The organism is Bacillus sp. FSL H8-0492, from assembly GCF_038006145.1.
In the GTDB taxonomy this organism is placed as follows: domain Bacteria; phylum Bacillota; class Bacilli; order Bacillales; family Bacillaceae_G; genus Bacillus_A; species Bacillus_A mycoides.
Genome location: NZ_JBBOUP010000001.1, coordinates 1660124 through 1681063, shown reverse-complemented (window position 1 = coordinate 1681063; position 20940 = coordinate 1660124). Strand labels below are relative to the sequence as shown.

Annotated in this window: 20 protein-coding genes and 1 pseudogene; 2 read left to right on the top strand and 19 right to left on the bottom strand. The window is 35.4% G+C overall.

Going from position 1 to position 20940, the window contains the following annotated elements; genetic code table 11:
- Positions 1 to 39 precede the first annotated feature (39 nt).
- From MHH66_RS08565 to MHH66_RS08500, 14 genes and pseudogenes are all read right to left on the bottom strand, one after another.
- Positions 40 to 186: a BC1881 family protein gene (locus MHH66_RS08565; protein ID WP_002014405.1), complete on the bottom strand. Its 147-nt coding sequence runs from the start codon at positions 184 to 186 to the stop codon at positions 40 to 42.
- 166 nt (positions 187 to 352) lie between these two features.
- Positions 353 to 2080 (bottom strand): annotated as a pseudogene (locus tag MHH66_RS08560) (S-layer homology domain-containing protein).
- A gap of 220 nt (positions 2081 to 2300) precedes the next feature.
- Positions 2301 to 2870, bottom strand: a complete 570-nt coding sequence (locus MHH66_RS08555) for a hypothetical protein (RefSeq protein ID WP_063219761.1) — start codon at positions 2868 to 2870, stop codon at positions 2301 to 2303.
- Positions 2871 to 2994: 124 nt separating this feature from the next.
- Positions 2995 to 4029 (bottom strand): nuclease-related domain-containing protein, encoded by a 1035-nt coding sequence (locus tag MHH66_RS08550; protein ID WP_078185595.1) that lies wholly within the window; start codon positions 4027 to 4029, stop codon positions 2995 to 2997.
- Positions 4030 to 4168: 139 nt separating this feature from the next.
- Positions 4169 to 5215 (bottom strand): GH25 family lysozyme, encoded by a 1047-nt coding sequence (locus MHH66_RS08545; RefSeq protein WP_078185596.1) that lies wholly within the window; start codon positions 5213 to 5215, stop codon positions 4169 to 4171.
- A 139-nt stretch (positions 5216 to 5354) separates the two neighbouring features.
- Entirely contained in the window at positions 5355 to 7118 is a 1764-nt protein-coding gene (locus MHH66_RS08540; RefSeq protein WP_044443688.1) for an ABC transporter ATP-binding protein, read from the bottom strand.
- Positions 7118 to 8869 (bottom strand): ABC transporter transmembrane domain-containing protein, encoded by a 1752-nt coding sequence (locus MHH66_RS08535; protein WP_002033485.1) that lies wholly within the window; start codon positions 8867 to 8869, stop codon positions 7118 to 7120. Before MHH66_RS08535 ends, MHH66_RS08540 begins: the two co-directional genes overlap by 1 nt.
- Positions 8870 to 8993: 124 nt before the next feature.
- On the bottom strand, positions 8994 to 9215 hold the full coding sequence (locus MHH66_RS08530) for a YneF family protein (protein WP_001132292.1): 222 nt from the start codon (positions 9213 to 9215) through the stop codon (positions 8994 to 8996).
- A 78-nt stretch (positions 9216 to 9293) separates the two neighbouring features.
- Entirely contained in the window at positions 9294 to 9734 is a 441-nt protein-coding gene (gene sirA, locus MHH66_RS08525) for a sporulation inhibitor of replication protein SirA (RefSeq protein WP_002014415.1), read from the bottom strand.
- A 156-nt stretch (positions 9735 to 9890) separates the two neighbouring features.
- A complete protein-coding gene (tkt, locus tag MHH66_RS08520) occupies positions 9891 to 11891 on the bottom strand; it encodes a transketolase (protein WP_002033482.1) in 2001 nt (666 codons plus the stop codon).
- A 301-nt stretch (positions 11892 to 12192) separates the two neighbouring features.
- On the bottom strand, positions 12193 to 12996 hold the full coding sequence (phnE, locus tag MHH66_RS08515; RefSeq protein WP_002066554.1) for a phosphonate ABC transporter, permease protein PhnE: 804 nt from the start codon (positions 12994 to 12996) through the stop codon (positions 12193 to 12195).
- Positions 12996 to 13790 (bottom strand): phosphonate ABC transporter, permease protein PhnE, encoded by a 795-nt coding sequence (phnE, locus tag MHH66_RS08510; protein WP_002137773.1) that lies wholly within the window; start codon positions 13788 to 13790, stop codon positions 12996 to 12998. The genes phnE (MHH66_RS08515) and phnE (MHH66_RS08510) overlap by 1 nt, the downstream gene beginning before the upstream one ends.
- Positions 13787 to 14560, bottom strand: coding sequence for a phosphonate ABC transporter ATP-binding protein (phnC, locus tag MHH66_RS08505; protein ID WP_002033479.1), 774 nt, complete (start codon positions 14558 to 14560; stop codon positions 13787 to 13789). Before phnC ends, phnE (MHH66_RS08510) begins: the two co-directional genes overlap by 4 nt.
- Before the next feature lie 95 nt (positions 14561 to 14655).
- Positions 14656 to 15594, bottom strand: a complete 939-nt coding sequence (locus tag MHH66_RS08500; RefSeq protein ID WP_002137777.1) for a phosphate/phosphite/phosphonate ABC transporter substrate-binding protein — start codon at positions 15592 to 15594, stop codon at positions 14656 to 14658.
- A gap of 185 nt (positions 15595 to 15779) precedes the next feature.
- On the opposite strand from MHH66_RS08500, the gene MHH66_RS08495 reads away from it, so the two are divergent.
- Positions 15780 to 17363, top strand: coding sequence for a bifunctional metallophosphatase/5'-nucleotidase (locus tag MHH66_RS08495; protein ID WP_078185597.1), 1584 nt, complete (start codon positions 15780 to 15782; stop codon positions 17361 to 17363).
- A 40-nt stretch (positions 17364 to 17403) separates the two neighbouring features.
- On the opposite strand, the gene MHH66_RS08490 is transcribed toward MHH66_RS08495, so the two are convergent.
- Together MHH66_RS08490 and MHH66_RS08485 are read right to left on the bottom strand one after the other, a co-directional pair.
- On the bottom strand, positions 17404 to 17643 hold the full coding sequence (locus MHH66_RS08490; protein WP_002014431.1) for a DUF896 domain-containing protein: 240 nt from the start codon (positions 17641 to 17643) through the stop codon (positions 17404 to 17406).
- 45 nt (positions 17644 to 17688) lie between these two features.
- Positions 17689 to 18345, bottom strand: a complete 657-nt coding sequence (locus MHH66_RS08485) for a YneB family resolvase-like protein (RefSeq protein WP_002128580.1) — start codon at positions 18343 to 18345, stop codon at positions 17689 to 17691.
- A 141-nt stretch (positions 18346 to 18486) separates the two neighbouring features.
- On the opposite strand from MHH66_RS08485, the gene lexA reads away from it, so the two are divergent.
- Positions 18487 to 19101 (top strand): transcriptional repressor LexA, encoded by a 615-nt coding sequence (gene lexA / locus MHH66_RS08480; RefSeq protein ID WP_002087894.1) that lies wholly within the window; start codon positions 18487 to 18489, stop codon positions 19099 to 19101.
- Positions 19102 to 19204: 103 nt separating this feature from the next.
- On the opposite strand, the gene MHH66_RS08475 is transcribed toward lexA, so the two are convergent.
- The 3 genes from MHH66_RS08475 to MHH66_RS08465 are packed head-to-tail and all read right to left on the bottom strand — an operon-like array spanning position 19205 to position 20867.
- Positions 19205 to 20008 (bottom strand): DUF4097 family beta strand repeat-containing protein, encoded by an 804-nt coding sequence (locus MHH66_RS08475; RefSeq protein WP_100248658.1) that lies wholly within the window; start codon positions 20006 to 20008, stop codon positions 19205 to 19207.
- Entirely contained in the window at positions 20009 to 20551 is a 543-nt protein-coding gene (locus MHH66_RS08470; RefSeq protein ID WP_012261435.1) for a DUF1700 domain-containing protein, read from the bottom strand.
- On the bottom strand, positions 20544 to 20867 hold the full coding sequence (locus MHH66_RS08465; protein WP_002185126.1) for a PadR family transcriptional regulator: 324 nt from the start codon (positions 20865 to 20867) through the stop codon (positions 20544 to 20546). Before MHH66_RS08465 ends, MHH66_RS08470 begins: the two co-directional genes overlap by 8 nt.
- Positions 20868 to 20940 lie beyond the last annotated feature (73 nt).

The following is a 20940-nucleotide window of genomic DNA, read 5'->3' as shown; positions in this document are numbered from 1 at the left end:
CGGATGCTCTGACTACTTTTCTTTATTGATAATATGTACTTAATCTTGATTAATTAAAATAACAGCTGGACCAGAAACAACTACTCCGGCCACTTCTATCTTTTCAAATTCCATCACTGTAATAGATATAACCCCTTCTCTTTCCATCAATTCCTTACTCAGGACTTCAGTCGGTATTGATTTCACCGTCCTACCTCCTTTTCATTTTATACGAAATTACAAAAAACTACCCAATGCATCTAAATATATGCATCACCTCCGCTTTCATTCCTTATTCCAGTCAAAATTCACATCACCTTTCTATAACATATTGAAAAATAAAAAAGCACTCGCCAAAGCGAATGCCTTTCCATTATTTACTCTCTATTACTTTTAACATTCTATTAATAAATGCTGCCGATTCCCCACGTGTTGCAGAACCTTTTGGCATAAACTCATTATTCTCATTCCCTTTTACGATACCTAGCCCATAAACACGTTGAACCGCCTTTTTATCATACGCTAAATTTTGATCCGTAAATAGTAATGGAACTAAATTACCTTTAATATTTTTGAATTGCAATGCACGATCAATCATAATGACAGCTTCATCACGTTTAATCGTATCATTCGGAGCAAATATATCATTTCCTCATCCACTTATAATCCCAGCACTAGCTGCACGATTAATACCATCTACTAGCGATGGATGAGCTGTGCTTAAATCTTTGAAATTCGATTTCCCCTCTGGTAATTGCAATGATCTTGAAACTAAATTCGCAAATTCACCACGTGTTACAAGACGTTCTGGCCAGTAAGAACCCTTCCCGTCTCCAACCATAATACCTCTTTTATCTAATTCACGAATATCTGCTTCATACCAACCGCCAGTTATATCATCTTTATGATTCGCATCATAATAAGCTTTCGTTCCCTGTAAAAATGGCTCCCACGCATTATTCCTTATCATAACGGCCGGACAATTCTTTCCGCTCCAAAATTGATGTTTTTTTACATTTTCTAAAGGAATATTTAATTCCCCCATTAAATAGACTGCTAGTTTGCGAGCATTTTCCACAGCTTTATTATAATCACCATCTTGATTGACAGCAATTTCAATTGCAATTGATTCTCTGTTACCGGTTCCTTCTGATCCATCTCCAGCATGCCAACCATTTTCATTTAATGGTAGATGTTGATAAATTTCTTTATCATCTACTGTAAAATGCCAAGATGCTGAACGATCAGTCGTTCCTGTTGCTTGACTGTATAAATATTGTGCATGGTTTCTAGCATTTGCTCCAACACTATAATTATCTGTCTCATGAATTGTAATGTATTTTGGTTTCATCGCATAACCTGGACGAATATTTTCATTACCTGTTGGTACAATCATTTCCTTTAATGGTACACCGTAAATATCCGTTGTTTTCTCTTCTATTGGTGCAGTATACATAACCGCTGCACGTTTCGTACGAGTTGGAGTTGTGCTTTGAATAAGAGATGCTTTTGTACCCTCAAATTTTGCTGAAGGTGCATAAATCCATTTCACCTCATTATCTATTTGGACTTGGAACCACTCTCCAACTTGTCCAATTGCAATAATTGTTTGCGGTTGTAACACTTTCTCGTCTTTATATGAATTAAATGGTGCGGAATATGTAGCTGTCTCTTCATTAATTACTAATTTTTCGTTTGCCAAGTGATAAACTTCCTTAACCTCTACATTTCCTTCACTACTTTGTATCCACCCAGCTCCAGATTCTGTTTGTATATAGTAAGCGCTTCCTTTTTGTTTTTCGGCTTTCACTACTTGATTAGAAAGCTGAACACCTGTCGCTTTTTGTAACTCAGCAGAATCAAATAAAGATGCTGAACCTATTATATGTACAAAAAAATCTCCTTGTACTTCATTTGTTATTCCTTTGCTCTCTCCACGTCCATCTTCATCTTTCATATGGCTTTCAATACTTTTTAATGCTTGCTCGTCTGTTGAAATTGTTACGGTCTTTTCTACTGTGTCTGCATAGGAAAAACTCGGAATCGTTACCATACTAAATACAATTGATGCAGCTAAAACATTATAAAATTCTTTTTTCATACTAATTATTTAACACGTTTATATCTTAATTCGTGTTAACTTCCCTCCCTAATCTAAAATATTTAAGGCTATCTAGCAGACTTCTAAACTAAATAACCCTTTACAATATAACAAACTCTATCTCATTCGTATAGATAGGAATGACTACTATTTGCCTAATTTTTCTATATTGGAATATAGAAAAGAAGCTATAAAAGATATAGCTTCTCCTCTCACTATTTCAATCTCGTTGTACCTTATACTCTATAACTCTACCATCTTTATCAAATTGCAAAACAAGACATTCACTATCTATAGGAATGAAACCACGTTCATTCCCAAGATAGTATAGTGTAGTAATTCCCGTTTCCAAACTGCTTGTTTTCGTAGGGGCCCCTAACAATTTTGTAATTTCCTCGTTTGATTTCCCTATCAATTTATGCTCCTGTAATAGGTCATCTACCATATGTACTCGTTTTTCTTCATAATTTAACCACCGATCCTGATTAAAGTTTGAAGTGTATTTATTTATACTTAATTGTACGGTGCATACTAGCAATGGAATCAGACCTACCATCATTATAGTGAACAGTTGTTTCTTACCTTTATCACGTCTTGCCGAAACATGTAAGATAGACTTTTGAATAATAACTAATAAAATAAAAGGCATTACTACCACCAAAATACTCATTACACTCAATGACACATGAACCATATCAATAACGACAATAAACGCAATATACATTAATATATGCAAACAAAAATAAATGTACAACATTCCCCACAATATAGAGCTTTTACCTTTCTCCACCCAAATAACACCTACTTTATCCCGCTATTTGCGGGCAGTTAGACTCCCACCTCAAAATTCGGCTGTAAAGGGTAGAAGTCGGGTTGCCCATAAACCCCCACTAATTAAATTTTTACTTTATTTTTCACTTCGCAACATAATTCATCTGGCCAATCATATCTCTAATCTTTTGTAGTTCTCGTGCTGTATATATTACTTTACTTGTTAAAACTTCATTTCTGAAAAACGTTACAATTTGCTCTCTATCTTTAAATCTCGGCAATTCTTCATTAGAAAGATCAATAACTTCTTTTCCACTCTCATTTTCAAAATATACAATTGGTTTTACTTTTTCCTTTACAATATCTACTTGCATTTCTTCCAAACAATTATATAAAGTTTGAGATAGCATTTTCGCTTTATACGCTGGATTCCCTTCATTTCTTACTTGCAAAGTTAATGAAGTTCCATCCATAATAAATTCAAATGTCTCTTCTTTTTCAATTTCATGTTGATACTTACCAATTTCCTCAATCATAAATGAATATATACCCGCATTTTCTTTCGTTAAGCCATGGATTAATTTCCCTGTCCATTCTTTCGTCTCAAGTAGATAAATACCAGTTTTACATAAGATAAGGTGTTGAATTCGATTATCATTTATGTCACGTTTATCTCTATATTTATTGCGTATCATAAAAACGTTCGGTATAATATGAAACTCTTCTTCTAGTATTATTCCTTGCTCAACGAAACCTCGCTTCATATAATGTAATATTTCATGCGCATTCACTTCAGCACCATTTTTGGTATATTCTCGTAAATCCGCAATTAAATTTTGAAACATATGTATTTCACTACTATGCTTATCTTGCATTTCACTACGTTCTTTACTATGTTGAACAGCCAATTGATTTTTCATCATACGCATATTTTCAAGTTCTCTAGCTGTATTCACTTGTAAATCATTATATTTTTTCTGTTCCATATTCTTTAAAGTATCCTGTTGTTCTTTATGCCCTGTAATCGTAGCTGCAATCTCATTTTCATACGTTTCAATCGCTTGTTTCTTTTCAAACTCTACTTGCTGACTCTCTGATTCTAACTGTTTATTTTTATAAAACAGTACAAACACTACAGCTAATAATATTAAAATCCCACCTATTAGCACATACTCCATATTATTACTCCTTTATTTCATTTCCGATTATTTTTAAACATATATCAATTACATTATACTATGCTATCAATATATACTTTGTAAAAATTATATATTTTTAATAAAAGGCACCTCAGTCGAGATACCTTTTAAGTTCACTTTATTGTACACCATATTGAATATAACTTGAATCATAGTATACCCATTGATTTGTCCCTAAGCAAAGCCATCCATCTAGCTTACTCCATACTCGATATGATTCACCATGATGTAACTGTCTTATAACATTCCCGTTTAATGATGGAGCATCTCGCAGATTCACATTATCACCAGTAATAGTTGCTACATAATGTTTATACTGAATATAACTTGAATCATTATATACCCACTGATTTGTCCCTAAGCAGAGCCATCCATTTTGTTCTCCCCAAACTTCATATGATTCGCCACGATTCAATTGGCGAATTACACTAGACTGTAAAGATGGTCCACTTCGTAAATTCACATTATCTCCATTAATTACAGCAACTCCGTATACTGGAGTCGCATTATTAGGCGTGGAAACATTACCTCCACCACTTGCTCCATTTCCTTGTAAAGCTTCTAATGAAACAGCTGCTGATACATCACAATTTCCTACACCTGAAATTTGACCAGAATCTGTGTACTGCCATGCTGTCCACTCTGTCCATCCACCAGCATCAACAGGCGGTATACTAGAATATTTGGAAATCCAAAGTGGAATGTCACTTAACCCGCTAATTCCAAATTCATTAATATACCAAATTCCTGTATATAACATTACATCTTTCCCAGTAGCTTGTTTCACATAATTTACGAAACTTCTTGCCCAATTCGATATAGTCGCCCCCGTTAAACTACTATTGCTAGTATCCGTTGGGGATTCTAAATCTAAAACAGGAATTAAGTCCGTCTGATTACTCTGTAATATACTCACAAAATATTTCGCTTCTGAAATTGCATCATTTTGTTCTGGATGAGCAAAATGATATGCACCAATTAATACATTCGCATTTCTCGCAGCTTGTACATTTTGAACGAAAGTCGGGTCAATATAGTTCACACCTTCCGTCGCTTTTGCGTACGCCGCTGGAATGCCAGATGACTTCACAGCATTCCAATTAATGTTTCCTTCCCAATGAGACACATCAATAAACGTAATATTTGAACTGGATCTATTTTGCATATAAAAGCTCCTATCAAATTTTGTTATTCTATATACAATATGTACAACTCTAGTTAAAGGACATGACAAACCTCTCACATATTTCGAAAATTTTATTACATTTTAATATCTGAGAGAATAGAAAAAAGACCTTGTAATTCTACAAGGCCTGTTGCAAACTCCCTTTATTTTGTAGCAAGTACATATTGTAGTAAAGTCCTTGTTTACTAAGTAACTCTTGATGTGTTCCGCTTTCTACAATTTCCCCTTCATGCATAACAAATATTTGATCCGCATCTTGGATTGTAGACAATCTGTGCGCAATCGCTATCGTTGTTCTACCTTTTCGCATTTGCTGCAATGCCGTTTGGATAGCCTCCTCTGTTTCTGTATCAATATTTGCCGTCGCTTCATCTAACACTAATACTTTCGGATTGGTTGCTATCGTTCTAGCAAAAGCAATTAATTGCCTTTGACCACTAGAAAATGCAGCTCCTCTTTCGACAACTTCTGTATCATACTGCTCTGGTAATTTTTCAATAAACGTATTCGCTTGCACAAACTTTGCCGCTTCCTCTATCTCTTCATCCGTAATCTCTTCATTATACATACGAATATTTTGCTTTACATTTCCAGCAAATAAAAATGCATCTTGCAGCACAAGACCAATTTTCTTTCGAATTTCTTGTTCTTCAAACTGCTCTAAATCTACTCCGTCTATTACAATATTTCCTGATTTAATATTGTAAAATCTCATTAATAAATTCATAATCGTACTCTTTCCGCTACCAGTATGCCCTACGAAAGCAACCGTTTGCCCTGGCTTTACATGAAAAGATACATTTTTTAAAACATCACGCTTTCCATCATATGAAAAAGTAACATCTTTAAACTGAATTTCCCCGTTAGCTACTCGTGGCTGTTCACTCCCCATTTGAACAGGAGCTAAATCTTTATCATCCATTAAATGAAATACACGCGATGATGAAACAAGCGCTTGCTGGAAGAAAGATAATTTCATCATCATCTCATTTACCGGCTGGAAGAAACGATGAATATAGTTAACGAAAGCATATAAAACGCCTACTTCAACAGGACTCTTTAAAGCATCGATTCCGAATAAACCAAGTACTAACGCAATTGCTACAATATGAACAAGATCTGTTGCTGGACGTAAAAGTAATGCATCTAATTTCAATGTACGACGTCCAGCACTAAAATGTTTATTGTTCACTTCTTCAAATTCTTTTCTCATCCGCTTTTCTTGCCGGAACACCTGAACAATATTCATACCTTGAATGGACTCATTTAACTTTGCATTTAATATACTCAGCTGATTACGTACCTCTAAATAAAAAGCTGCACTTTTCCGTTGATACAACACCATAATTGCAAACATTACCGGAATTAATATGAGCGAGAATAGCGCTAATTTTACATCTAATAAAAACATCGCTACTAAAATCCCTACTAAAAAGACTACATTTTTCACGAATGTTGATAGTACACTAACATAAAAATCCTTAATCGCTTCTGTATCATTCGTTATGCGAGATACGAGCGTACCAATCGGCGTACGATCAAAGAAGCTTAATGACAATTTTTGAACATGTTCATACACTTCAACTCGCATATCTTGGACAATCTTAAAAGCGATATTTTGAAAGTACAATAAGTCTAAATAAGTAAATAATACTTTTAATAAATGAGCAATAATATACACTACAAATAGGGTTACAAGTGCTGATTGTTCAAAGTTACCTGGCACTAAGTGTTCATCAAGAAATTGTTTAATTAAAAAAGGACCCATCATTTCAGTTACAGTTGCACCAACTAGAAATAAAAATGCTAACGCCAATAACCCTTTATAGGGCCTCATATAAGAAAGCAACCTTCTTAAATCACTCCGTTTTTTCTCAGCCATCATACGCCTCCTTTCTCTACTAATGCCTCTAACTGCTGGCTTTCGTACATTTCTTTATACCAACCATTTTCTTTCATTAATTGCTCATGTGTCCCTCGCTGCATAACCCTACCTTCATCAATAACAAGAATAAGATTTGCATGCTGAATAGCACTTAAACGATGGGCAGTAATAATCGTCGTTTTCTCTGCCCTTTCTCGTTTCAATGCAGTTAAAATAGTTTCTTCTGTTTTTGCATCTACGGCTGATAAACAATCATCTAATATTAAAATTTCAGCATTTGTTAATAATGCACGCGCAATAGAGATTCTCTGTTTTTGACCTCCTGATAGTGAAACGCCCCTTTCACCTACTACAGTGTCATACCCTTCTGGAAATTGAAATATATCATTATGAATACAAGCAATATCAGCAGCTCGGCTAATTTCTTTATATGTAGCATCGGCCTTTCCAAAAGCAATGTTCTCCCCAATACTCGCTGAAAATAAAAAGTGATCTTGCGGTACATATGAAATTGCAGAACGCACACCGTGAAGTGTTAAATCTCGAATATCCCGCTCCCCAACTTTTAATTCACCATTAAAATGATCATACTCTCGAATTAAACATTTTAATAACGTCGTCTTCCCTGCACCGGTACGCCCTACAACTCCTAACGTTTCACCTTTTCTTAAGTTAAAGTAAATATCTTTTAAGTTTAATAGTTCATTCTTTTTATAAGAAAACGAATCAACAGCAAACGAAACATCACCACTTGCTATAGCATGTATAGCATTTTCCTTATTCACTACATCTGAAGTTTGTGAAAATATTTTCTCCACACGATCATACGAAGCACGTCCACGCTCCATAATATTAAATAACCATCCAAAAGCTAACATTGGCCATACAAGTGTCCCTAAGTACGTTGTAAATGTTACTAATTCCCCTACAGTTAATTCACCTCGTACGACTAATAATGATCCATAACAAATTGCGATCAAAAATGAAAATCCGACAATTAGGGAAATCGTTGGATCGAATAACGAGTCAATACGTGCAACTAGCATATTTTTATGTACGACATCTTCAGATTTTTTCCGAAACGCTTGTAAATCCTCTTTCTCTTGTCCAAGTGAGCGAATTACCTTCATCCCACTCATACTTTCTTGCACTTTATCATTGATTTCAGAAAACGATTGCTGTGCCTTATGAAATCTTCTATGCAATAAAGTTCCATAATAATTTGTAGAAATAGCTACAATTGGCATCGGAATTAAACTTAATAACGTTAACTTCCAACTAATTGTAAATCCCATCGCTACGAGTACACATCCTCCAACAGCTAATGAATCAACGAGTGTTAAAACACCTGCCCCCGCAGTTTGCTGAATCGCCTGAATATCATTTGTCGCATGTGCCATCAAATCGCCTGTGCGACGTGATTGATAAAAGGATGGGCTCATCTTAGTAAAATGTTCATATAGATTCTTTCGCAGTTGACGAGCTAGTTTTAAAGAAGATCCAAAAATCATAATACGCCATAAGTAACGTAATATATACATCATAATTCCTACAACTACTAATAGAATAACCCAGTTCAACAATTTTTCAGACGTTAATGTTCCACTATTAATTTCATCTACTACAATCCCTAGTACTCTTGGCGCTACAAGTTCAAGAAGCGCGACACCAAATAACATAATAATTCCAATTATGTACGCTCGTTTTTCTTGCTTAAAAAACCAAGCTAAATTAAAAAACACTTTCATATTTATCCTCCTCCCTTAAAATGAGCGATGTTTTCAGTGTAACAAAAATACAGAATATTTAAAAGTTTTAAATATGTTTTATAACCAAAAGAAAAGGGCACTCGGTAAGAGTGCCCTTTTGCGCTTATTTTGTTTGTTGCTTGTTCATCGCGCTCATCATTTGATTGATTTTCTTTTGGGAAGGTTTTTGTCCCATTTGCATCATCATCATTTTTAACATTTGTTCGTTAATTGGTGGATTTTTTTGTAAGTAATTCATCATGTATTTGCGGGCAATGAAAAATCCTAACGCCACGCCTGCTACTAGTGCTACTACGCCCACTAGAATACCTAACCACATTGGCATATCTTTTCCTCCTTCATGTTGTCTACCTTACAGTGTACTAAAACCTTTTCAATAAGACAAGATACTATTCGACATTTTTTACACATATGTTCGTACTTGTTTGAGAGGATTTAACCAACCGTACTTTTTATTTTCATAATCCATCGCTAAAAATGTTAACTCACACTTTCTAAGCACCTCAAAGAAAGTTGTTTCCATGGATACATTTCCAGAAGTATTTATTCGAATATATTGTGGTTTCACCATTATTTCTCCGTATTCGGCTCCTGTATAAAGCGTATGAGTATGATTTGTTCTTTCATATTTACCAAGAACACGCAAAGCTTGTTCTAATTTATGATGAATTTTCATTACTTGTAACGGCATCGTAATATACGTCATTTGTTTATATAATACTTTCTTCTCCGAAAGGAACCCAGATTCTGAAAATCGAGCAAATAAATCAAAAAACAAATATTCACGACCAAAGTAAGCTTTCGCAATATCCTCTTGAATTAAATACAATTCATACGTTTTCATTTTTCCCCTCCCGATCTGGACAACCTTTTCCCTACATTATATAAGAGAAGATTTGCAATGATTGTCTGACTACGGAGAGAGAAAAAACTTTTCCTGTCGAAAAAACTCAATTACATAGAAAAATCTCCCCATGCTGGAGAGATTTTTCTAAAATCATTAAAGCATTTCTTTTACTTTACGAACAACGTTCTCTACAGTAAATCCATACTCTTCCATAATCTTCTCACCAGGAGCAGAAGCACCGAATGTGTCGATACCTAGTACATCTCCATCAAGGCCTACGTAACGGTGCCATCCGAATGTAGCACCCATTTCAATTGCGAAACGTTTCGTTACTGCTTTTGGTAGTACAGATTCTTTGTACTCAGCAGTTTGAGCTTCAAAGCGATCCATAGATGGCATGCTAACAACAGCTGCATCAACGCCGTCTGCTGCTAGAGCTTTTTGCGCTTCGATTGCTAAGCTTACTTCAGATCCAGTTGCAATTAAGATTACATCAGCAGTTTCTTTCTTGCTTGCAGAAACTACATATGCACCTTTTGCTACTTTTTCATAAGTATCGTCTTTTGCACCTTCTAATGTTGGAAGATCTTGACGAGTTAACACTAATGCAGTTGGTGTTTTTGTTGATTCTAGAGCTAGTCTCCAAGCTGCAACTGATTCGTTACCGTCTGCTGGACGAATAACAGAAACGTTTGGCATTGCACGAAGTGCTGCTAATTGTTCAACTGGCTCATGTGTTGGACCATCTTCACCAACAGCGATACTATCATGTGTGAATACATACGTTACAGGCAATTGCATTAATGCTGCAAGACGAATTGCTGGACGTAAGTAGTCAGAGAATACGAAGAACGTACCACCGTAAGTTTTTAAACCGCCATGAAGTGCGATACCGTTCATTGCTGCACCCATTGCGAACTCACGTACACCGTACCAAATGTTTTTTCCGCTGTAATCAGCTCTTGTAAAGTCTTTTTCGTTATTCATGTATGTTTTGTTAGAACCAGCAAGGTCAGCAGATCCACCGAAGAATGATGGTACAGACTCTGCAATTGCATTAATTACAGCACCTGAAGAATTACGTGTTGCTGCTTTTGATCCTAATTCATAAGTTGGTAAGCTTTGTTCCCAACCTTCTGGAAGAAGACCGTTCATTGCTGCTTGCAGTTCGTTTGCTAATTCTGGATATGCTTGTGCATATTCACCGAGCATCGTGTTCCACGCAGCTTGCGTCGTTTCACCAACATCTTGTACTGTTTTACGGAAGTTGTCATATACTTCTTCTGCTACATGGAAGTCTTGTTCAGCAGTCCAAGCGTATGCTTCTTTCGTTAATTTTGTTTCGTCTACACCAAGTGGAGAACCATGTGAAGCTGATTTTCCTGATTTGTTTGGAGAACCGAAACCAATTGTCGTTCTTACTTCAATTAGCGTTGGGCGTTTTTCGTCAGCTTTCGCTTCTTCAATTGCTTTTGCGATTGCTTCAATATCATTTCCATCCTCAACACGGATTACTTGCCATCCGTATGCTTTGTAACGATCTTCTACACTTTCAGAGAATGAACGATTTAAATCGCCATCTAATGAAATATCGTTTGAATCGTAAAGTACAACAAGACGACCTAATTGTAAATGAGCAGCTAATGAAGATGCTTCAGCAGAAACGCCTTCCATTAAATCTCCATCACCACAAATAGCGTATGTATGATGATCTACTACATTATACGCATCACGGTTGTATTTAGCCGCTAAATGTCTTTCAGCCATTGCCATACCTACAGCAGTTGCAATACCTTGTCCAAGTGGACCAGTTGTTGAGTCTACACCTGCTGTGTGACCATACTCAGGATGTCCTGGAGTTTTGCTTCCCCATTGACGGAAGTTCTTTAAATCATCCATTGTTAAGTCATAACCAGATAGATGAAGTAGACTGTATAGTAACATTGAGCCATGACCTGCAGATAATACGAAACGATCGCGGTTAAACCACGTTGGGTTATTTGGATTGTGTTTCATAAATTGAGTCCATAATGTATAAGCCATTGGTGCTGCACCCATTGGCATTCCTGGGTGACCAGAGTTTGCTTTTTCAATCGCATCAATGGATAATGTGCGAATCGTGTTGATAGAAAGTTGTTCGATTGAATGTGACATGCTATTCTTCCCTTCGCGTATGTTAGTAAACGTTTTATACATTTATATGATAGCTTCCCACGCAAGATTATACAACATGTATCGACAAATATGTTGATGTTTTTTTGATTTTCCATAAAAAACACAGTGATTTAGGGAATGTATGGGCATTCAATATGACATACTTTTTAATTGTTTTTATTTTAAAAATAAATATAATTATCTGTATATTTATACAAATATACTAATTTCTGATATATCTCCTTTTTGATAACCTTTAAAAATACAAAAAAGCATCTGAATTAGATGCTTTTAAAACAAATTAAATAATCCGCTTACGAATAGAACTTGAAATAAAATCAATTATAATTACCATTAAAATGATACCTAATAAAATAATTCCCACACGAGACCAATTACGTGAACTAAGTGCAAAAATTAATGGCGTACCAATACCACCTGCTCCAATAACACCTAAAATCGCAGCGGATCGTACATTAATTTCAAACCTGTATAACGTATACGATAGAAAATCCGGTAACACTTGTGGTAATACGGCATACCAAAGTATTTGAAACCGATTTGCACCCGTTGCTATTAACGCTTCCGTCGGTCCCTTATCTATATTTTCAATTCCTTCCGAATATAGTTTCCCTAACATTCCGATAGAGTGTAACCCTAAAGCTAGAACTCCGGCAAAAGAGCCTGGACCAACAGCTTTTATAAATAAAAGAGCCATAACTAATTCAGGAAATGTACGAACAAAACTAAGTACAAATTTCCCAGTTCCTGAAGTTAATTTTCCACTACTCATATTCGTTGCCGCCCAAAAAGCAAATGGAACAGATAAAAAAGCAGAAATAAATGTACCTAATATCGCAATTGCCAACGTATCAATTAAACCGTGTAATAAATCTTCACCATCTGGCAAAGATACATACGACCAATCTGGGTTCAATACGCCTGTCATAATTGCTTTTGTAATTTCTCCCGCCGTATTCTTTATTCCCTCTAACGGGACTCCTGAAAAGGCCCATACATATATAACTGTAAGTGCTATAAAAATAATCCAGCGATATATACTCGGTTTCTTCGGTTTTGGTACGATTATTGTCGTTTTACTCATTATAATTTCCCCCGCAACGCTGTACTTATATAATCAATTAGCAATACAACAACAAGGGTATAAATAATAATAGAAGCAGTTTGTTGATATTGTAAAAATCCAAGTGTACGATCATAATATAATCCAATCCCACCTGCTCCTACTAAACCTAGAACAGCTGCTGCACGTACATTCACCTCAAATGTATAAAGTACATAGGAGACGAAGTGCGCTTTTACTTGCGGAATGACCCCATAAACTATCCATTGCACCTTATTCGCTCCTACAGCTGTCATCGCTTCTAATGGACCTGGATCAATTGATTCAATTGACTCATACAATAATTTCGCTACGAGTCCAACGGAGAAACAAGTAAGAGCCAAAATACCTGGAAGTGGTCCTATTCCAAAAATCGCTACAAAAATAGCCGCTAATAATAAATCTGGTATTGTTCGTATAAAATTTAAAATCAATCGAGCTGGACTGTACAAAAATACACTAGTAAATACGTTACTTGCCGCAAATAGTGCAAGTGGAATGGCTAAAATCGCCCCTAAAGTCGTTCCAATAATCGCCATACGTATTGTATCTAACATTGCTGTTGTAATAATTTGAAAATAACTCCAATCTGGTGGCACCATTTCCTTCAATAAATCCATCATATTCGGAAAACCAACTACTAGTTTTGAAAATGATGCGTCGACCTGTACACTACTACCCCACAACAGTAAAATAACTAAAATAACCGTTAACATATGTTTCAATTTACTCGGCGGCTTCGGTATCGATTTCGAATATATCGTCACTTCATTCATTTAGCTGCCACCTCTAATAATGCGCTTTTCTGAGCTACGTCCCCATAAATTTCAGCGAATTTTTCATCCGTTGCCTCTTCTACTAATCCATCAAAAACAATTTCACCAGCATGTAATCCAATAATACGAGTAGCATATTGCCTCGCTAAATCAATAGAATGTAAGTTTACAATTGTCGTAATTCCAAAATCTTCATTAATTTTCTTCAAATCATCCATTACTTGCTTTGTTGTCAGAGGATCTAACGAAGCAACAGGCTCATCTGCCAATATGATTTTCGCTTCTTGTGCCAATGCTCTAGCAATTGATACACGTTGCTGTTGTCCCCCTGATAATTCATCAGCTCGTGCATATGCTTTTTCTGAGATATTCACTCTATTCAGCGCCTGGAATGCAAGCTCCACATCCTCTTTCGGAAACAGACCTAACGTTGTACGCAATGTAGAATGATATCCAACCCGCCCAGCTAATACATTCTTCAGTACCGTTGATCGCTTCACAAGGTTAAAGCTTTGAAAAATCATACCAATATCTCGGCGCATGCGTCGTAATCCTTTTCCTTTTGCAGCAGTAATAGACTCCCCTTCAATAATGATTTCTCCTTCTGTGATTTCATGAAGGCGATTTACCGATCTAAGAAGTGTTGATTTTCCAGCACCGGATAGCCCGACCATTACAACAAACTCACCTTTTTGAATTTTCAAGTTTATATTATTCAATCCTTTTGTACCATTCGGATACACTTTGGAAACATTTCGAAACTCTATCACACATCTTACCTACCTTCTATGTATTATCAATAACTGAAAAACGGCAAACTAACTGAAATCACACACTTTCCAGTTAGTCGCCATTTCCATATGTATTATTGCGTTTTCACTTTCTTTCCATATTCACGAACGATATCAAATTTACTATCATCAGATTTAACGTATCCTTCATGTGAGTATACTTCTTTAATGATTTTGTGCCCTTCCTCATTCTTTCCTATTTCAATGAAAGCATCCTGTAATTTCTTGCTCCACTCTGCATCTAAATCAGAACGTACAGAAATCGTATCGTTTGGAATTTTCTCCGTAAATTTTACTATTTTCGTTTGATCGAATATATTCGGATAATCTTTTTTTACAATATTACGAGCATCTTGGAATACAACAGCTGCATCTACATCACCATTTAAAAGAGCAATAAGTGACTGATCATGACCTTTTAATGTAACAGGTTTCACATCCTTTAGCGGATCGATTCCCTCTTTTAACAATACAGCCGCAGGCCATACATAACCCGCTGATGATGTTACATCTTGATAGCCAATTTTTTTACCTTTTAAATCTTTTACACTATTAATATTAGAATCTTTCTTAACAACAAACTCTGATTTATAAACATCTACTAAATCCTTTGTGGGAGCTCCAGTTTCATCATCTACCCCAAAACGTTGCGCCTGTAAAATTACGTTTGCAGCCTTTTTCTCATGCGCTAACACATACGCTGTTGGAGGTAAAAAGCCTACATCTACTTGCTTAGATGCCATCGCTTCTACAATTGTATTGTAATTCGTTGAAATACTAACTTTTACCGGAATGTTTAATTTATCACTTAATAGCTTTTCCAATGGTTTTGCCTTCGCCTCTAACGTATCTGCATTTTGAGAAGGAACAAATTGAACATTTAGTGTCTTCGGTACATAACCTTTTTTCGTATCTTCATTTTTACTTGCACTTGATTCCTTCGTTCCACATCCACTTAATAATCCCGCTGCTAGTACAACTGTTGTGCTCATTGCAAAAACTTTTTTCAACATGTTAATGCCTCCATTTTTCGTTGTTATAAAATAACCTTCCATAAACATGAAGAAATATATCACATATTTTTACAAATAATTGCTTATTTACAGAATCTTTACACATTCTATACATTCACATTAAAATTCTTTTCATATATTTGATATGATTAATTGAAAGATAACTATAGAAAAGGTGAATGGCGTTGAATCAAAATCAAATTGTAACTTTAAATATTTTATTAACAAGCGATGTACATGGTACTGTGTATCCAATTCACTACCAAGATAACTCCAAAGCAGAAATTGGTTTAGCTAAAATTTCTACTCTCATAAAAAAAGAACGTTCTCAAAATGCAAACGTTCTTCTGATTGATAACGGGGACTTCATTCAAGGAACACCATTTACTTATCATTACGCTACATACGAAAAAGATATGGAAAACCCAATGTCCTTATTAGCCAACTACTTAGGGTATGACATTGCAATTATCGGAAATCATGAATTTAATTACGGAATGGATATATTAAATAATGCTGTGGCTACTGCAAATTCCCCTTATCTATCAGCAAACATTTTAGATAAAAACAGAAAAGAACCTTATTTCGGGAAACCATATATAATAAAACATATTGAATCAAATATAAAAATTGCTATTTTAGGGGTGACAACGCATTACATCCCCCATTGGGAACAAGCACATCATATTAAAGATTTACAATTTGAAGATGCATTTGAAACAACAAAAAAATGGGTTTCTTACATCCGTAAACATGAAAAACCAGATTTACTAGTCGTAGCCTATCACGGGGGATTTGAACGTGATTTACAAACCGGAGTACCGACTGAAGTTTTAACAGGTGAAAACCAAGGATATGCAATGTGCCACGAAATTGAAGGCATAGATATTTTACTAACAGGCCACCAACACCGAGAAATCGCTCACACCGTGATTAATGGTGTAACAATTTTACAGACCGGATGCAATGGACACTCAGTTGGAAAAGTAACAGTAACATTCGAAAAAGCAGAACAAAAATGGGTGAAAAAAGAGAGTTATTCAGAGTTATTGCCCGTACAAGGAATTGCGGCAGACCAAGATGTTCTTTCCTTGGTTGCCAATTATGAAGAGAAAACACAAAATTGGCTTGATAAACCTATTGGAATAATTTATGGGGATATGCAAATTTCCGATGCTATGCAAACACGTTTGCAAGACCATCCTTTTATTGAATTCATAAATAAAATACAGATGGATATAGCTAATGTTTCAATTTCTTGTACAAGTTTGTTTCATAATACATCTCCAGGTTTCCCGAAACATGTAACAATGCGTGACATCGTTTCTAATTATATTTATCCAAATACATTAAAAGTAATTAGAATAACTGGAGCGGATATAAAAGATGCTCTCGAACTCTCTGCTTCTTATTTCACATTAAAAGCAGATGGAACCATCATCGTAAACCCTACCTATATAGAACCAAAACCACAACACTATAATTACGATATGTGGGAAGGGATTTCGTATGTATTAAACATTTCAAAACCAATTGGAGAGAGAGTAGAGTCTTTGCAGTATAAAGGCACTCCCCTTAATATGAATGAAGAATATGACGTTGTTATGAATAATTATCGTGCAAGCGGTGGCGGGAACTTCTTTATGTTTCAAAATAAACCAGTAGTAAAAGACATACCAACAGATATGTCTGAACTTATCGCTAACTATATATTGAAGCATAAAAGGATAGAAGCAACGAAAAATGAAAACTGGAAAGTTATTAAATAACAATTTTAGCAAATAAAAAAAGATGGGCTATGCCCATCTTTTAATTTAATTTTGCATTATCCTGCTTTTTTAAAGCTTTTAATTTCGCCGGTGTAACGTCCGTGCCTTCTTCGTTAACGACTTTAATTCCTTTTAATTCGTTTAACATATTTTGACGAAATCCTTTTAAATATTGTTCACGAAGCGATTGGCGCTCACGTTGTTCTTCTTCAGTTAAGCCTTCAGCTTTTGCTTTTTTCGCTAAGAAGTTAATGCGTTCAATGAGTTCTTGACTTGGCATCTCGAATCCCCCTTCTACTCAAAACTGATTATTATCATACAATAGTTAGTCCTCTTTATCAAGCAATTGCTTTGTATATTCTACATACCTTCGATGTACAGTTGCTTTTGAAACATCATGACCAAAACCACGAAGTGTTGCTGCAATTTCTTCAAAAGTTAATTCATTCCGACGCAAACGTACAATTTCCTCAATTGGCACTTCTTTTTTCTCACGTCCTACGCTTAAATGACGATTTTTCAAATTATTTTCTGGACGAAATCCTTTCTCCACTGCTCTTTGCATGCCACGTTTAATTTTTAAATTGTGGATCTTTCTTTGATACTCTTCAACGATCCCAATTATATTTAGCACCATCGAATCAGAATCTGAAAGCTGTAATTCACCACTATGCGTGTGCGTATAAACTTTTATCCCCTCTTTATGTAAACAATGCATTAATGCAATCTTTGCATTTCCTCTACCAAGACGCGTTTCATCTTGTATAAGTAGTACATCAACTTGTTCATCTCGAATTGTATCTAGCACTTCTAATATGCCATCACGTTCAATTGTATAACCGCTAGCCTGCTCCTCAATTACCTTTGTAACATCCATTTGATAGCGCTCAGCTAAATGCAATAATTCATCTTTTTGACGCAATAATGATGTTTCCTGTTCTTCTTTTGTTGTGCTCACACGTGCGTAAATAATTGCATTCATTTTGAACCCTTCTTTCTCACTATATTTTCCTTATAGTGTATCATAAATTTGCCTTTCGTTCGAACTTATGTTTGTAGAATGTTTTTTCGCATGTTATACTTAATAATAAGAAAAATGAAAGAAAACGAGGTGTTAGAAAACATGGAAAAGTTAACGAAACGCCAGCAAGACATTCTCGACTTTATTAAGCTAAAAGTACAAGAAAAAGGATATCCACCTTCCGTACGTGAAATCGGTCAAGCAGTCGGCCTTGCTTCTAGTTCTACAGTGCACGGACATTTATCACGACTAGAAGAAAAGGGATATATTCGACGCGATCCAACAAAACCACGCGCAATTGAAATTTTAGGTGACAACCGAACGGAAACACAATCTGTTATTCAAGTTCCAATCATCGGAAAAGTTACTGCCGGTTTACCGATTACAGCAGTCGAAAGTGTAGAAGATCACTTCCCACTTCCAGCTAGTATCGTTGCTGGAGCAGATCAAGTGTTTATGTTACGCATTTCTGGAGATAGCATGATTGAAGCCGGTATCTTTGATGGTGATTTAGTTGTTGTTCGCCAACAACAGTCTGCATACAACGGTGAAATTGTAGTTGCTTTAACAGAAGATAACGAAGCAACTGTTAAACGTTTCTATAAAGAAAAAGATCATTTCCGTCTACAACCGGAAAACTCTTCACTAGAACCTATTATTTTAAAACAAGTGTCAGTTATTGGAAAAGTAATTGGCGTATATCGTGATTTACATTAAAAATAATAAAAAGAAGATAATTCCCTTATTTATATAGGTAATTATCTTCTTTTTATATTTTGATAGATTTCCGTTCATTCAAAAGAATGCGTTTCATTAATTATTAACGCGTTTCAATAGTAACATCTCCAGCAGCGGTTTTACCGCTAATCTTTTTACTACCATTACCAATCGTTATATTTTTATTGTCTTCATTAAAAATTGTCACGTCTCCAGCAGCAGTTTGCCCAGTTATAACTGCATCTTGTGGTTTTTCCAATAAAGTAATATCTACATCTCCAGCAGTTGAACTTACCTCTAAATCATATTTAGAATCATGATCAATAATATCTATATCCCCACTAGCCGTTTTTGCTGTTGCTTTCCCTATTACTTTTTTAAAATTCACCTCACCAGCTTTTGTAGACCCCTCCACACTCTTTGCTGTTACATGTTTCAAATCCACTTCTCCGGCGAGTGTTTCAACACTTACGCGGTCACTTTTCACATTACTTATTTCTATTTGTCCAGCGGATGAATTTACTTTTATCTCTTGATAAGAACGTTCAGGTACTAATATAGTCAATGTAGGCGTTTGAAATCCGAAATTATAAAATGAAAAATCAAATGAAACACCTTTTTCTATTTCCCCTATGATTTTTAATGTATCACCATCTTCAGCAATACGAATCTCCTGTTTACTTACGTCTCCTTTTTGCTTTACATAAAAAGAGGAATCAGGAGATTTTTGGACAACAATATCTCCAGCATCTAACTTAACTTCTACATTTTTTAGCGTTTCGTTTTTAATTACGTCCTCTTTATCTCCTTTTTCTGCAGTTTGTACTGCTTTTTCATATGTTTGTGAAATCCCTATTACTCCAATAATGATACAAGCGATAGCTACTAATAATATCTTTTTCATCATCTACTCCCCTTTTATCATTTTGAAGTTCCAGACTACATAGCGTACACATAATCTTTTAAACCACTTCGTACTATAATAAGCTACAATACATAACAACAAACCTACTCCGACAAACGTTATACTAACGAAAAGATCCAACCATATAAAAGTGCCCATAAATACTTTTACAATAACGAAAAATGGTGTCACTACACTAGCAATACCACCGACCCAAAAGGAAAATATAAAAGCTATAATTGCAACTAACGGGCCTAACACGATAATAAAATTAAACAAACTAAGTCCAACCGCTGCCATGACAGCTCTTGTCACATTTGAAGTCGACGGATCTTTTTTCATTTCATCAAATCGATACATCGCAAGTAAGTCTTTCGCAATTACTTTCGGAGAGCCAAGACCCTTTATTATTTCTGATTCAGTTTTCCCTTCTTCTACCCCAAACTGAAAGTGCTCTTCATAATCGAATAAAATATCTTGTCTCTCTTCTTCTGGTAACTTTCTAAGATGACTTGATAATTCTTTAAGAAACTGCTCTTTACTCATCCCATTCCACCCCTTCAATAATTTCTTGAACACCTTTAGCAAAATCACGCCACTCTGTTACTAATAACGTAAGTTGCATCTCCCCTTGCTCTGTTAGTTGATAATATTTACGGGGCGGTCCTTCCGTCGATTCTTTTAAATACGTTTGAAAATATCCCTCTTTCGTTAAACGACGTAATAACGGATATACAGAACCTTCCGATATTAAAAATTTATTAGAGATTTGCTGAACAAGTTCATAACCGTAACTATCTTTACGTTTCACTAGTGCCAAAACACATAGTTCTAACACACCTTTTTTAAACTGAACGTTCAAGGACAATCCCCCTTTCTCATTTTAGTACTGTTCAATAAACGGTAGCTATTTTATCCATAATATACCACTTAGT

Bases quoted from the DNA above. Each gene is read 5' to 3' on its own strand.
- MHH66_RS08485 (WP_002128580.1), bottom strand. From the start codon at position 18,345: ATGAATGCAATTATTTACGCACGTGTGAGCACAACAAAAGAAGAACAG.
- sirA (WP_002014415.1), bottom strand. From the start codon at position 9,734: ATGAAAACGTATGAATTGTATTTAATTCAAGAGGATATTGCGAAAGCT.
- MHH66_RS08535 (WP_002033485.1), bottom strand. From the start codon at position 8,869: ATGAAAGTGTTTTTTAATTTAGCTTGGTTTTTTAAGCAAGAAAAACGA.
- MHH66_RS08530 (WP_001132292.1), bottom strand. From the start codon at position 9,215: ATGCCAATGTGGTTAGGTATTCTAGTGGGCGTAGTAGCACTAGTAGCA.
- phnE (WP_002066554.1), bottom strand. From the start codon at position 12,996: ATGAGTAAAACGACAATAATCGTACCAAAACCGAAGAAACCGAGTATA.
- MHH66_RS08490 (WP_002014431.1), bottom strand. From the start codon at position 17,643: ATGCCAAGTCAAGAACTCATTGAACGCATTAACTTCTTAGCGAAAAAA.
- MHH66_RS08475 (WP_100248658.1), bottom strand. From the start codon at position 20,008: ATGATGAAAAAGATATTATTAGTAGCTATCGCTTGTATCATTATTGGA.
- MHH66_RS08470 (WP_012261435.1), bottom strand. From the start codon at position 20,551: ATGAGTAAAGAGCAGTTTCTTAAAGAATTATCAAGTCATCTTAGAAAG.
- MHH66_RS08550 (WP_078185595.1), bottom strand. From the start codon at position 4,029: ATGGAGTATGTGCTAATAGGTGGGATTTTAATATTATTAGCTGTAGTG.
- MHH66_RS08545 (WP_078185596.1), bottom strand. From the start codon at position 5,215: ATGCAAAATAGATCCAGTTCAAATATTACGTTTATTGATGTGTCTCAT.
- phnE (WP_002137773.1), bottom strand. From the start codon at position 13,790: ATGAATGAAGTGACGATATATTCGAAATCGATACCGAAGCCGCCGAGT.
- lexA (WP_002087894.1), top strand. From the start codon at position 18,487: ATGGAAAAGTTAACGAAACGCCAGCAAGACATTCTCGACTTTATTAAG.
- MHH66_RS08500 (WP_002137777.1), bottom strand. From the start codon at position 15,594: ATGTTGAAAAAAGTTTTTGCAATGAGCACAACAGTTGTACTAGCAGCG.
- tkt (WP_002033482.1), bottom strand. From the start codon at position 11,891: ATGTCACATTCAATCGAACAACTTTCTATCAACACGATTCGCACATTA.
- MHH66_RS08540 (WP_044443688.1), bottom strand. From the start codon at position 7,118: ATGGCTGAGAAAAAACGGAGTGATTTAAGAAGGTTGCTTTCTTATATG.